Here is a 13710-nt window from a genome sequence, read left to right on the forward strand (position 1 = left end):
CTTCAATTAAATTCAACAATTCCAGTTTTTTACCAGGCTACTATCGAGGCATATGCGTCAAGTTTAAGGAAAAAGAGACTACATACAAACTTCTTACTTAAGCACACAGTTATTGCGATGGCTCTGCCTGAAGCAATCCAGTGAAATAATTATAACCAGATTGCCACGTTCGCTGCGCTCTCTCTCAATGACGGTGTGGTGTAGGTGTATACGGTTTACATCGCCTCTTTTCCTTAATTTGACGTGTATGACTACACTAATTCTCAAAATTTAACCTAGTAACCAGTGTAGATTTGTGTAAGACTATGCACTGGCAACCCCAATGCTTCCATAATCCCACTAGGTATAATCCCAAAATAAATAATACAGATAATTAACGGCAGCAAAGCTAGTGTTTCATACCATCTCAGATCTTTAAAATCTACGATCTTTTGCCCGACAGTGCCTAACATCACTTCCTTGTATAATTTTAGCATATATACTGCACCAAATATTACTCCAGTTGCAGCAAAAATCGCTGCTGTGATATTTATTTTTAAAATACCTACTAAACTAAAAAATTCTCCAATAAAACCACTAGTGCCTGGTAATCCTACCGATCCAAGCATACTAATCATAAACAACACTGCTAAAAGCGGCATTTTATGTGCAACACCACCATATTGATCAATCATCTTAGTATGATTTCTTTCATATAAGATACCAACGATCAAGAATAATGCAGCAGACACAATGCCATGACTGATCATCTGAAATATTGCTCCACTAATGCCAGCTTCGGTAAAAGTAAAAATACCAGCAGTAACATATCCCATATGAGCAACTGATGAATAAGCAATCATTTTTTTCATATCAGCTTGCGCAAGCGCTGTAAATGAAGCATAAATTATGGCAAAGGCACTAATAATCAAAACATATATTGAAAATTCAGCTGAAGCTATAGGTAGCATTGGTAAAGAAATTCTTAGAAAAGCATAAGCTCCTAATTTTAATAGAATACCTGCCAACATTACTGATCCTGCTGTTGGAGCTTGAACGTGAGCATCAGGCAACCATGTATGAAATGGCGGCATAGGCACTTTCACTGCAAAAGCAATAAACATTGCGATCCACAAGATTTTTTGTGTTGAATCTCTAAATCCTGAGACAATATTAACTAAAGCCGGAATACTAAAAGTGTGAGCATTGACATAAATATAAATCAAAGCTAACAAGAAAAACACTGAGCCAAAAAAAGTATATAAGAAAAACTTAAAGGCTGCATATATCCTGTTATCTCCACCCCATACTCCAATAATGAGATACATTGGTATTAAGATAACCTCAAAGAACAGATAAAATAATAATAAATTGAGCGAGCTAAACGCACCTATACAAAACGATTCTAGTAGTAAAAAACATAATAAATATTCTTTTATTTGTTTCTTTATAGTAAAAACACTTGATATGATGCAGATCAAAGTAAGTAAGGCTGTTAGAAAGACGAAATATATCGATATACCATCAATACCTACATAAAATTCAAGCCCAATAGCATTAATCCAATTATATTGCTCAACAAATTGATAATCAGGATTACTACTATCAAACATCACTAATATATATATAGTAGAGATTAAAGTTAGAATTGAGCTTAAGGTGGCCACATACATAGCATATAATTGCTTGTTAGCAGTTTGACTTTGGCTAATAAAAAAAGCAATATATAACGCACTAGCTAATGGTAACAAAATACTAATGGATAATACTGGCAATTCTAACATTCCTAAAAGCTCTACAATACTTGTATAAAATTTATTACAAAAAACGTAACACACACAGTGATGGTCAGAATTATAACAAAAGCATAATTAAAAATATATCCAGTTTGTAATTTACTTACCACCCAACCACAACCATTAGTCAGTTTTGCAACAGCTCCTGGCCCTCCACAATCAATTACTCGCGAATCAAAAATAGCAGCTATTCTAGCCAAACAATTTATTGTCTTGATCAGTGCATAATCATATAGCTCATCTACATAATACTTATTTTGTAAAATACGATTTACAAAGCTAAATTGCTCAGCAATAGCTACAAACAGCTTATTTTTATATATATAAACCCCTACTACAATACCTATTATTCCAACTAATAATGGCAATAGCTGAATCACCGAAGCAACGGAATCACCGTGTGCATCATGCGGTAAATTATAAATACTATCCAGAAAATAACCAGGTATTTTACCAATATCTAAAATATACTCACCCGCAGCTCCAGCACAGATCGCGCAAGCAGCTAACAATATCAATGGTATGTTCATTATACCATTTGCTTCATGAGTATGAGCAAAAACTTCAACCGATAAATTAGTATAGCCGTGAAAAACCAAAATAATAATCTTCATCGAATAAATTGCTGTAAGGATAGCTGCAATAATTCCCAGGCCAAATACAATTTCGCCTATACCGCCAACCTCATAAGCAGATTCAAGGATTAAATCCTTGGAGTAATAACCAGCGAGCGGAAAAATACCAATAATGGCCAGCGAGCCAATTAAAAAATAAGCATAAGTAATTGGCATCTTGCTCCGCAGACCACCCATCTTAAAAATATCCTGCTCATGACAAGCATGAATTACATTACCGGCGCATAAAAATAATAAAGCTTTAAATGCAGCGTGAGTAGCTAAGTGAAATATCCCCGCTTGATATGCAGAAACTCCACAAGCAACAAACATATAACCAAGCTGGCTGCAGGTAGAATAAGCAATAATTTTTTTAATATCACTTTGTGTTACCGCAATTGTTGCCGCAAATAAACAAGTAATGCCACCAATAATCGCAATGAACTGCAATATTGCTGGACTATATTCAAACAGATAGGAACACCTTGCCAATAAGAATACTCCAGCAGTTACCATGGTAGCCGCATGGATCAAAGCTGAAACCGGCGTTGGACCTTCCATAGCATCCGGTAGCCATACGTGCAATCCAAACTGTGCCGATTTACCCATACAACCAATAAATAATATTGCGCATATCACATCCAGCACCACAAACTGTAATCCAGCAATATTAATAAACTCTTTAGATAAAGATTTTGCTTGTGCAAAAACATTATTAAAATCAGCACTATCTGTATAAATAATGATTATTACCACTCCCAGAATAAACGCACAGTCACTAACTCTATTGGTAATAAAAGCTTTCACTGCCGCACTATTTGCCGAATCCTTATGAAACCAGTAACCAATTAGCAAATATGAACATAATCCAACCCCTTCCCAACCAAAAAATAATTGGATAAAATTATCTGCCGCAACCAAAGCAAGCATAAAGAAAGTAAATAACGATAAAAAACAAAGAAATTTTGGTAAATGCTGATCATCATGCATATAACCAAGAGAATAAATATGAACAATAGTTGATACACCGAGGACCACTAAAAACATTATACTAGTAAGCTGGTCAACGTAGATTGCCCAATTCACTTTAAACGCTCCGAGTTCTATCCATCGCAACAATATTACATGATGTATATTGCCCTTAATCCCAACGTCAAAAAATATAACACAAGCACAAATTGTAGCGGTCAACATTAGCAAACAAGCTATAATGCTAGCATTTTTATGACTAATATTACGACAGCACAAACCATTAATGATTCCAGAGAATAACGGTAAGGCTACTATCAAAATTGCTAATATCTGCACTCGCTTAACCTTTCATTTGACTAATTTCTGTTAATTGCACAGAACGCTTATTCCTAAAATACACTACTATTATAGCCAAACCAATTGAGGTTTCAGCAGCAGCAATTGTAAGAATAATGATACTAAAAATTTGTCCGGACAAATCCTGCAAATATGCAGAAAACGCTACAAAATTGATATTAATTGATAACAACATTAGTTCTATTGACATTAAAACTGTAATCAGATTTTTACGATTCATGAATAGACCGGTAATACCGATAGTGAAAACTAAAGCTGCTAAAATCAGATAATGCTCTAAGGTAATGATATTAATCATATTGTATTTCCTGAACCCCTTGTTTTACACCTAGCTTAGTAACATTCATACCACTATCTTTATTACGTTTTAATTGTTGATTAATATTTTGACGTTTTACAGCTGTTGATGGCCTTAAAGTTAGAGCGATACAAGCAATCATTGCTACAAACAGGATCAGACCCGCTGCTTGAAACGGCAGTACAAAATCGGTATATAGTACTTTACCTATAGCTAGAGTATTACTAATATTAGCCGGAGTTGTAAATGCGACATTAGATATATTTATTGATTTGGTGCCCAATAAAATAATTAGTATAAGATCAGCAAACATAATAACAGCAATTATCGATGCAATCGATAAATTCTTTTTTAACTCCCCTTGCACTTCAGCAAATTTTATATCCAGCATCATTACCACAAACAAAAATAATACCGCTACCGCTCCCACATAAATAACTATTAACATCATTGCTAAAAATTCTGCACCTAATAGAATCATTAATCCTGAACCATTGCAGAAGGCAAAAATAAGCCACAATACCGCAACAACCGGATTACGACTAGTCACTACGCAAATGCTGCTGATAATTATTAGACTGGCAAATAAATAAAAGAATATCATTGTAATTCTACCAATTTATAGAGAGTGTTCACTGAATCATATAAACCGTCTGAGCTGAGACCATTTATGGTCGAAGCAATCCAGTTAAATAGCCTTCACTTCCCTGGACTGCTTCGGGCTTTAGCCCTCGCAATGACAGCTTGTATGGTTCATTAGACTTCTTTCAAAACTTGCTTCTGAGAGAGAATTTGAAGGAGACACGACACGCAGAACCGCAGCGCACTTTAGGGTGCGTGAGGATTCGAGTACCGAACCTGTGTACAAATCATCAGCAGAAGCAAGTTTCGAAAGAAGTCTATTGAACACTCTCATTTTATATACTTAGTGCACTCATTATTACTTAGTGTACTTGAATAAACAAAGGTCAAAATTGAATAAGTGCTAGGAGCATCAAAGCCTTCGGAGCGCAGCGTACTATACGTAAGCACCGCAGATCTTTAAGGAGACGACGCAATTCTCAATTTTCACCAAGTATTATATATTATCTGTACCGATAATCTTTCTTCAACTTCAACGCCAATTCTTGCTCCCAAATATCACCATTACGAAGTAAACGCTCTTTATTATAAAGAAGTTCTTCATGAGTTTCAGTAGCAAATTCAAAATTAGGGCCTTCCACGATTGCATCTACTGGGCATGCTTCCTGACATAAGCCACAATAAATACATTTCGTCATATCAATATCATATTTAGTAGTACGCCTACTACCATCATCTCTTTCTTCTGCTTCGATTAAAATTGCTTGCGCAGGACAAATGGCTTCGCATAATTTACAAGCTATACATCTTTCTTCTCCATTCTCATAGCGCCTTAGTGCATGCTCGCCTTTGAATCTAGGACTTACTTTACTTTTTTCATATGGATAATTTATCGTAACTTTCGGTTTAAATAAATATTTAAGAGTTAAAGCTAGCCCAGATATTATTTCAAACAGAAAAAATGACTTTAGATAATTAAACATATTACAGCTCTTATATTAGTCATGTTGAACCCATCTGATATACGAATCATCATTGCGAGACCATTTATGGTTGAAGCAATCCAGTTATAGTAAGTTAACTCGTTTTACTAGATTGTATCAAACTTTAACCCTCGCAATTGGTGTGAAAGTGGTTCAAAGTTTGACAGTCATAGCCTCTCTTTCCTTAACTTATGCATCCACCTAACTGAACGACGCTACACTGGTAAATTATCAGTATACACCAATATTGACGAAACTAACACCAGCCAAAACAATGTTAATGGTAAAAATACTTTCCAACCAAGTCTCATCAACTGATCATAGCGATATCGCGGTAAGGTCGCACGAATCCATAAAAAACAAAATAACAATATAGCTACTTTAAAAACAAACCAAATTACTCCTGGAATAACTCGTAAACTATCCAGATCAAATGGTGGTAAATAACCACCTAAAAAGAAAGTAGTGGTCATTCCACTAACTAAAATCATATTTGCATATTCGCCCAAAAAGAACAAAGCAAAAGTCATTGACGAATATTCAACATTATAGCCGGCTACAAGTTCTGATTCTGCTTCCGGTAAGTCAAATGGTAAACGATTAGTTTCTGCCAATACTGAAATAAAAAATACCACTGCCATCGGCGCTAGTAATAAATGCATCCACCACGGAAAACCGCGCTGCACTTCAACGATTTCAGATAAATTCAAGGTACCAGTAGTAAGTAATACCGTAATAATTACTAATCCCATAGATACTTCATATGAAATCATCTGCGCTGAAGAGCGAATCGCACCAAGAAAAGCATATTTTGAATTACTAGCCCATCCAGCCATAATAATACCATAGACGCCAAGCGATGAGATAGCTAAAATGTAAAGTACACCAACATTAATATTCGCCAGCACCATATCAGCATCAAAAGGTATCACCGCCCATCCAATAAGACTTAAGATAAAAGTAATCATAGGCGCTAATATAAAGACTGCTTTATTAGCTGGGGTTGGAACAATTATCTCTTTGAACATTAATTTTACAGCATCAGCAATAGGCTGCAACAATCCAAAAGGCCCTACTATATTAGGACCTACCCTCATTTGCATGAGGCCAATAACTCGACGTTCTGCAAGAGTTAAATAAGCAACACATAATAATAACGGGACGGTAATACATAATATACGGACAACGATCATGATAATAGGAACTATATATTCATAAAATAGCTCCATCATGCAACAATCTCCTTATATTGCTGCAATGCTTGTGTACATTTCGCCATTGTTATTGAAGCACGACTAATAGTATCAGTCATGTAATAATTACTCTTTATCTTTAAAATAGAATTATTTGATAATTTCTCTTTTTTAGCAAATTTTATTACTTTATTTGTTACCAACTGATCAATATTCGCAAATACCGGATACTGCTCTGCTATTTGTTTTCTAATTTTACCTAAATCTGCATATGCTTGACGAGCACCAAGCTGTTCAGCTAGTGCTTGAATAATCACCCAGTCGAATTTAGCTTGATACGGTGGCTGCACTGCTGCCCTAGCTAATTGCACCCTACCCTCCAAATTAACATAAATAGCATCTTGTTCTGTATAGGCAGCTGACGGTAAAATTACATCAGCTCTGTTTGCTCCAGCATCACCATGATGCCCTTGATATACTACAAAAGCCTCCCCAAGCTCTTGCATATCAATTTCATCAGCACCTAGCAAATAAACCAATCGAATCTCTCCAGTTTTTGCCTTTTGTAATATATCTTTAACATTATTACCTTTATCACCTGGAGTAAAACCAATATCCAGACTTCCTACCATCCCGGCATGATTATGCAATATATTAAAACCATTCCAATCCTGACGAACTAATTTATACTTATCTACAATCTCATGAATTATACTTAACAATGCATAGCCATCATTTCTAGAATAAACAGCGTCTCCAACAATAATCATTGGATATTTCGCATTCTTTAATATTTCAGAAAATTCATGCGTGCCAGTAGCAAGCAATTTTAGGATATTCGGTTCATTACCAAGCTCTTGAATTTTATAAGTCTGATCGTCTATCTCTCCTATTCTAGCTACAACCAACGCTCCTTGCCTTTGCATTTTACCTATACGTGCGTTTAAAACCGGAGCTGATTGTCTAGGGTTAGCACCGATCAATAAACAGACATCAGCTCGTTCTATACCAGTGATCGTAGTGTTAAACAGATAATTTCCTCTACTGGAAGTATCAAGCTTATAGTCATATTGATTAGCATCAACATTAAAACAGTTGAAATGCTGCAATAAATTTTTTAATAAAAACATTGGCTCAACCGCTGTTAGCGTACCAGCTATAGCTGCTATTTTTTCTCCATCAACCATTTTAAAAAATTTTGCTACATGAGATAAAGCTTCATCCCATGAAGCTTCAACTAATTTGCCTTGTTTTTTAACATATGGACGATCAAGCCTCATATTTTTTAGACCATCATAAGCAAACCTTGCTTTATCTGATAGCCATTCTTCATTAATATCTTCATTTAATTTTGGTAATATCCTCATTACCTCCATCCCTCTGGAATCTATTCTGATATTAGATCCTAAAGCATCAAGCACATCAATTGATTCAGTTTTCGCCAGTTCCCAACTACGAGCTTTAAAAGCATATGGCTTTGATGTAAGCGCACCGACTGGACAAATATCAATAATATTACCTGATAACTCTGAAGTTAAAGTACGTTCTAAATAACTAGTGACTTCCATATGCTCACCACGATACAACGCTCCTATTTCTGGTACGCCAGCCACTTCAGTGGCAAATCTTATACATCTGGTACAATGTATGCACCTGGTCATGCTGGTTTTGACCAACGGTCCCATATTTTTATCCTGCACCGACCGCTTATTATCACTGAACCTGTTACCACCACGCCCATATTTAAAAGCCTGATCTTGCAAATCACATTCTCCACCTTGATCACAAATAGGACAATCAAGAGGATGATTAATCAACAGCAGCTCCATCACCCCTTCTCTTGCCTTTTTTACTTTTGGAGTATTAGTATGGATCACTATACCTTCACTTACTGGCATAGCACATGACGCAACCAGCTTGGGTGATTTTTCCATTTCCACTAAGCACATACGGCAATTACCCGCAATATTTAATCTTTCATGAAAACAAAAATGTGGTATTTCTTTGCCGGCAATTTCACAAGCCTGCAAAACAGTTATACCATCTTCAACTTCAAGTGCGATGCCGTCTACGACCAGCTTTGGCATTAGGGTTATCCTTAAATTCTTTTAAGTAGCAATTATAATACTAATATATTAATGATTAACTCAAATTACTCCTATTTTCAAGCACAACTTACTACTGATTACAGTGATTTTCATGATGCTGATAAAAATAATACTTCTATTTTTTATGATTTACTCTATAAAAGTGAAGACGATACTATCCAGTATAAAATATAGGAATCAATGACAACATCAACATACAAGCGCGTATTACTAAAAGTTTCTGGTGAAGCCTTAATGGGTACCAAGCAATTTGGTCATGATTATGATACCATTAGAGCAATTGCCGATGATATTAAAGCGGTAGTAAAGCTTGGTGTTGAGGTATGTATAGTTGCCGGCGGAGGAAACATCTACCGTGGCAGCGATGCTTCACTACTTGGTATGGAACGAGCTGCCGCTGATTACATGGGCATGCTAGCCACCATCATTAATGCTTTGGCTTTGCAAAGTATTATGGAAAGCATTAATATCCATACCAGAGTACTCTCTGCCATACCAATGGCCAGCATTTGCGAACCCTATATCAGACGTAAAGCCAAACGTCATATGGAAAAAAAACGAGTAGTAATTTTTGCCGCAGGTACTGGTAATCCATTCTTCACTACTGATAGTGCCGCAGTACTGAGAGCAATAGAAATGAATTGCGATTTATTGTTAAAAGGAACACAAGTCGACGGTATATACGATTCTGATCCTCTAAAAAATCCTGATGCCATAAAATATGATCGCATCACCTACTCTGATATTCTGAAAGATAATTTACAAGTAATGGATATGGCAGCAATTGCCTTAGCTAGAGAAAATAAGTTACCAATCAAAGTGTTTTCTATCAAAGAAAAAGGTAATTTTTTAAAAGTGTTGCAAGGTCAAGGTGATTATACTAAAATTCAGTAATCTATCGAGGTTTGAAGAAAATTTTTTAAAAACATTTGACGTACAGATACATGATCAGTCATTCAGAGTACACGATGTCATCATAAACGCGTTAGTCGTCCAGAATGTACAACGTCATCCAACGTACAACGTCATCCCGAACTTGTTTCGGGATCTCATCAGGACTTCATAAGATCCCGAAACAAGTTCGGGATGACAACTGTGCTGTTCGGGACGACTAATGCGTTTATGATGACATCGTGCATTCATATGACATCGTGTACTCGAAATGACTAAAAAATTCAATATATGTAAAAATTTCCTCTCAAATTTTGAAAAATCACTAGTCTAATAATTTAATACCTATACCACATATTAGGGGATAAAAATCATGGATAAAACAACTATGCGCAAAGAATTGACTACCAGAATGGAAGGAGCGATGAAAGTACTAGATCATGAATTAAAAGGTCTACGTACCGGTAGAGCATCAATAAATCTATTAGATCCGGTAGTTGTTGAAGCTTATGGCAACAGAATGCCGATATCTCAAGTAGCAACTGTATCTACTCCAGATGCAAAAACCATTACTGTACAGGTTTGGGATAAAGGCATGGTTAAAGCAGTAGAAAAAGCTATTACCGAGGCTAATTTAGGATTAAATCCCTCATCAGATGGACAGTTAGTACGAATGACTCTTCCACCATTAACAGAAGAACGTCGCAAAGAATTGGTTAAGCTTGCGCATAAATATGGCGAAAATACCAAAGTATCATTACGTAATATAAGACGGGACGGTAATGAGGAGCTAAAAAAGCTGGAGAAAAATAACGAAATTTCTAAAGATGAACATCATAATTTATCAGAAGATATTCAGAAACTAACCGATGAGTTTAGCAATAAAATTGATTCGTTTATCAAACAAAAAGAACAGGAAATTTTAACTATTTGATGAATGTATAAAAAATGATATTATAATACTGATATAATTATTAGAAAAGAATAAAAATTATGGGAATAACAAATGCGCATAGTTTAGTTAACAAATTAATAACAATTGGGCTTACAAATAATCAAGTAGAGTTAGTTACTGAGATTGTAGATCAGTTTGTTACTAAAAATGAATTTAACGATATAAGTAAAATTTTAGCAACAAAAACAGATTTAGCTGAACTTAAGACTGAATTCAAAAGCGATATATTCGAACTCAGAACCGAGTTTAAAAGTGATATTGCTGATCTCAGGGCTGAATTTAAAAGTGATATTGCTAATCTCAAGACTGAGCTTAAAGGTGATATTGCTACAATAAAGATTGATATGTTAAAATGGCTATTACCTTTTTTACTAACCATAATTGGATTAGTTATGTCTGTATTCATAAAATTAATTGTATAAATTAATCATGTACAGATATGTCAGTCCAAAATATCGAATTCACTAACGCTCTATCAGAACGTTACTTATCATACGCCTTATCTACTATCATGGCACGCTCATTGCCTGATGTACGAGATGGCCTAAAGCCAGTACATCGCAGGCTACTATACGCGATGCTACAATTAAAATTAAATCCAGATGCTGCTTATAAAAAATGCGCGCGTGTAGTTGGTGATGTCATTGGTAAGTATCACCCTCACGGTGATATTGCTGTATACGATACTCTAGTACGATTAGCACAAAATTTTTCTCTACGTTATCCACTAATTGACGGTCAGGGAAATTTTGGTTCAATAGATGGTGATAATGCTGCTGCAATGCGTTATACCGAATCACGTATGACTGAAATTTGCACTTTCTTAATGGCCAATATTGATCAAGATACTGTTGATTTTCGCCCAACATATGACGATTCTGACCTTGAACCAGTATTAATGCCAGCAATGTTCCCCAATTTATTGGCTAATGGCTCTGAAGGCATTGCAGTAGGCATGGCAACATCTATACCTTCACATAATCTTCATGAGTTATGTGATGCGATGCTGCATATTATCGATAACCCTAAAGCTACTGTACTAGATATTTTAGAGTTTGTACAAGGACCTGATTTCCCTACTGGTGGCGTCATTATTGACGATGCTAACTCAATTAAACAAAGCTATACTATTGGTCGTGGTAGTTTTAAAGTTAGAGCGCGTTTTCATACTGAAGCGATTAAAGGCGATAATTATAAAATAATAATTAATGAAATTCCTTATCAAGTACTAAAATCCAAGATTTTAGAACAAATTGCTGCTTTACTTAAAGATAAAAAACTACCATTAATTAATAATATACGTGATGAATCAGCAGAAGAGATCAGGATTGTTATTGAAACTAAAGCAAGCTACCCTGCTGAAGCAGTAATGGAGTCTTTATTTAAATTTACTAATCTAGAATCAAGAATTCAACTAAACATGAATGTCATTGGTGCTAATCAAGTTCCACGAGTAATGAATTTACTTGAAGTACTACAAGAATTTTTAGCTCATCGACAAAATATTATTACTCGTAAATCCAAATTTTTAATCACTAAAATTGAACATCGATTGGAGATTCTACAAGGCCTAAAAATTGCCTATCTTAACATAGATGAGATTATCTCTATTATCAGAGAAGAAGATGAACCAAAACAAATAATGATTGATAAATTCAACCTCACTGATATTCAAGCCGAAGCCATATTAAACATTAGATTACGCTCTTTAAGAAAATTAGACGAATATGAGATAATTAATGAATATAATAATCTCCAAAAACAACATGCAGAACTGACAGAGGTCCTAGCTAACCCTAAACAATTATGGAAAATAGTAAAATCAGAAATCAAAACCCTACAAAGCAAGTTTGGAATCAGTACCACCCTTGGTAAGCGCCGTACCAGTTTCTCAGAACCATCCAATATCCCAGCAATAATTGATCTTAACACTATATTGCGTGAACCGGTAACTATTTTCTGTTCTAAAATGGGTTGGATTCGTTGCTTAAAAGGACATAATCATGACTTATCTACAATAAAATACAAAGAAGGTGATGCGGAACAATTTATCTTAGAAGTCTATTCAACTGATAAGGTTATTTTTTGCAGCACTGAGGGGCGAGTTTTCACTATTGCTGCTAATACTATCTATCAAGGAAAAGGACATGGAGAAGCGATAAAACTAATTGTTGATATTGGTAATCATTCTATAACTAACATGTTTACTTATACGCCAGACCAACAAATATTATTGGCATCTAGTTCTGGGAAAGGATTCATTGTAATGTCAAACGATTTACTCGCACAAACCAGATTAGGCAAACAGATCATGACCCTAGCTGATAACCATCAATGTATTGCTTGCATACCAGTCACTGGGGATACTGTAGCATGTACCGGATCAAATCGTAAACTGTTGATTTTCAGCTTAAACGAAATCCCAATCATGAAACGAGGGCATGGGGTAGTTTTACAAAAATTTAAAGACGCTCTATTAACTGATATCACTGTTTTTGATGCCACGAGTGGCCTTAGCTGGCGTCACAATAACAAAATAAAAACAGAAAAAGATCTTATAAACTGGCGAGCAAAACGCAGCAGTAGCGGTAAATTACCACCAGCTGGGTTTCCTAAAGATGGTAAAGCTTTTACGATTACTTAAACCTGTCTTAGAAGTAGATATAGAGAGGAATTTTTATGAAAAACGAAAAAAGTTCTACAGTGTAAGTTTATAAGCTCTCGATGTCATGAAATGACATGAGGACTCACCAATTTAAGACGAAACCGAAAACTCGCGAACAATACTCATCAACAAACCTTCTCACAAACTCTACACTCACGAGTTGCCAATTAAATGACCCCACAATTCGTGAGGATATATCAGCTCATCTCAGATATGGAAACTGGAGTTTCTGGAAATTTTAATTGGCAACTCACATTACATATCTTGTGGATAATTTGTACACAACTCCAATACTCGAATTCTCAAAACAAACCTAA

General features: G+C 35.4%; 12 protein-coding genes. 5 read left to right on the plus strand and 7 right to left on the minus strand.

Annotation, left to right across the window (positions count from 1 at the left end; all coding sequences use genetic code 11):
• Nucleotides 1-275 precede the first annotated feature (275 nt).
• From Trichorick_RS00575 to nuoG, 7 genes are all read right to left on the minus strand, one after another.
• On the minus strand, nucleotides 276-1763 hold the full coding sequence (locus Trichorick_RS00575; RefSeq protein ID WP_323738335.1) for an NADH-quinone oxidoreductase subunit M: 1488 nt from the start codon (nucleotides 1761-1763) through the stop codon (nucleotides 276-278).
• 11 nt (nucleotides 1764-1774) lie between these two features.
• Complete coding sequence (nuoL, locus tag Trichorick_RS00580) at nucleotides 1775-3697, minus strand: NADH-quinone oxidoreductase subunit L (RefSeq protein ID WP_323738336.1); 1923 nt, start codon at nucleotides 3695-3697, stop codon at nucleotides 1775-1777.
• A 4-nt stretch (nucleotides 3698-3701) separates the two neighbouring features.
• Nucleotides 3702-4016 (minus strand): NADH-quinone oxidoreductase subunit NuoK, encoded by a 315-nt coding sequence (gene nuoK / locus Trichorick_RS00585; protein ID WP_323738337.1) that lies wholly within the window; start codon nucleotides 4014-4016, stop codon nucleotides 3702-3704.
• Nucleotides 4009-4620 carry an NADH-quinone oxidoreductase subunit J gene (locus Trichorick_RS00590; RefSeq protein WP_323738338.1) on the minus strand — a complete coding sequence of 204 codons (612 nt, stop codon included), beginning with the start codon at nucleotides 4618-4620 and terminating at the stop codon, nucleotides 4009-4011. Before Trichorick_RS00590 ends, nuoK begins: the two co-directional genes overlap by 8 nt.
• Before the next feature lie 481 nt (nucleotides 4621-5101).
• Nucleotides 5102-5581 (minus strand): NADH-quinone oxidoreductase subunit NuoI, encoded by a 480-nt coding sequence (gene nuoI, locus Trichorick_RS00600; protein ID WP_323738339.1) that lies wholly within the window; start codon nucleotides 5579-5581, stop codon nucleotides 5102-5104.
• Between the two features lie 215 nt (nucleotides 5582-5796).
• Complete coding sequence (gene nuoH / locus Trichorick_RS00605) at nucleotides 5797-6813, minus strand: NADH-quinone oxidoreductase subunit NuoH (protein ID WP_323738340.1); 1017 nt, start codon at nucleotides 6811-6813, stop codon at nucleotides 5797-5799.
• A complete protein-coding gene (gene nuoG / locus Trichorick_RS00610) occupies nucleotides 6810-8861 on the minus strand; it encodes an NADH-quinone oxidoreductase subunit NuoG (RefSeq protein WP_323738341.1) in 2052 nt (683 codons plus the stop codon). Before nuoG ends, nuoH begins: the two co-directional genes overlap by 4 nt.
• A gap of 51 nt (nucleotides 8862-8912) precedes the next feature.
• Here nuoG and Trichorick_RS00615 point away from each other — a divergent pair, with 51 nt between their 5' ends.
• From Trichorick_RS00615 to parC, 5 genes are all read left to right on the plus strand, one after another.
• Complete coding sequence (locus Trichorick_RS00615; protein WP_323738342.1) at nucleotides 8913-9056, plus strand: hypothetical protein; 144 nt, start codon at nucleotides 8913-8915, stop codon at nucleotides 9054-9056.
• A gap of 6 nt (nucleotides 9057-9062) precedes the next feature.
• Nucleotides 9063-9776 carry a UMP kinase gene (gene pyrH, locus Trichorick_RS00620; protein ID WP_323738343.1) on the plus strand — a complete coding sequence of 238 codons (714 nt, stop codon included), beginning with the start codon at nucleotides 9063-9065 and terminating at the stop codon, nucleotides 9774-9776.
• Nucleotides 9777-10146: 370 nt separating this feature from the next.
• A complete protein-coding gene (gene frr / locus Trichorick_RS00625) occupies nucleotides 10147-10707 on the plus strand; it encodes a ribosome recycling factor (RefSeq protein ID WP_323738344.1) in 561 nt (186 codons plus the stop codon).
• Nucleotides 10708-10766: 59 nt separating this feature from the next.
• Nucleotides 10767-11150, plus strand: a complete 384-nt coding sequence (locus tag Trichorick_RS00630; RefSeq protein WP_323738345.1) for a coiled-coil domain-containing protein — start codon at nucleotides 10767-10769, stop codon at nucleotides 11148-11150.
• A gap of 17 nt (nucleotides 11151-11167) precedes the next feature.
• Nucleotides 11168-13372 (plus strand): DNA topoisomerase IV subunit A, encoded by a 2205-nt coding sequence (parC, locus tag Trichorick_RS00635; protein WP_323738346.1) that lies wholly within the window; start codon nucleotides 11168-11170, stop codon nucleotides 13370-13372.
• Nucleotides 13373-13710: the final 338 nt, after the last annotated feature.

The organism is Candidatus Trichorickettsia mobilis (genome assembly GCF_034366785.1).
Classification (GTDB): Bacteria; Pseudomonadota; Alphaproteobacteria; order Rickettsiales; family Rickettsiaceae; genus Trichorickettsia; species Trichorickettsia mobilis_A.

What these genes read in the sequence shown, in the direction of transcription:
- nuoG (WP_323738341.1), bottom strand. Translation starts at nt 8,861, where the DNA reads ATGCCAAAGCTGGTCGTAGACGGCATCGCACTTGAAGTTGAAGATGGT.
- pyrH (WP_323738343.1), top strand. Translation starts at nt 9,063, where the DNA reads ATGACAACATCAACATACAAGCGCGTATTACTAAAAGTTTCTGGTGAA.
- parC (WP_323738346.1), top strand. Translation starts at nt 11,168, where the DNA reads ATGTCAGTCCAAAATATCGAATTCACTAACGCTCTATCAGAACGTTAC.
- Trichorick_RS00615 (WP_323738342.1), top strand. Translation starts at nt 8,913, where the DNA reads ATGATTAACTCAAATTACTCCTATTTTCAAGCACAACTTACTACTGAT.
- Trichorick_RS00575 (WP_323738335.1), bottom strand. Translation starts at nt 1,763, where the DNA reads ATGTTAGAATTGCCAGTATTATCCATTAGTATTTTGTTACCATTAGCT.
- frr (WP_323738344.1), top strand. Translation starts at nt 10,147, where the DNA reads ATGGATAAAACAACTATGCGCAAAGAATTGACTACCAGAATGGAAGGA.
- nuoI (WP_323738339.1), bottom strand. Translation starts at nt 5,581, where the DNA reads ATGTTTAATTATCTAAAGTCATTTTTTCTGTTTGAAATAATATCTGGG.
- nuoH (WP_323738340.1), bottom strand. Translation starts at nt 6,813, where the DNA reads ATGATGGAGCTATTTTATGAATATATAGTTCCTATTATCATGATCGTT.
- Trichorick_RS00590 (WP_323738338.1), bottom strand. Translation starts at nt 4,620, where the DNA reads ATGATATTCTTTTATTTATTTGCCAGTCTAATAATTATCAGCAGCATT.
- nuoK (WP_323738337.1), bottom strand. Translation starts at nt 4,016, where the DNA reads ATGATTAATATCATTACCTTAGAGCATTATCTGATTTTAGCAGCTTTA.
- Trichorick_RS00630 (WP_323738345.1), top strand. Translation starts at nt 10,767, where the DNA reads ATGGGAATAACAAATGCGCATAGTTTAGTTAACAAATTAATAACAATT.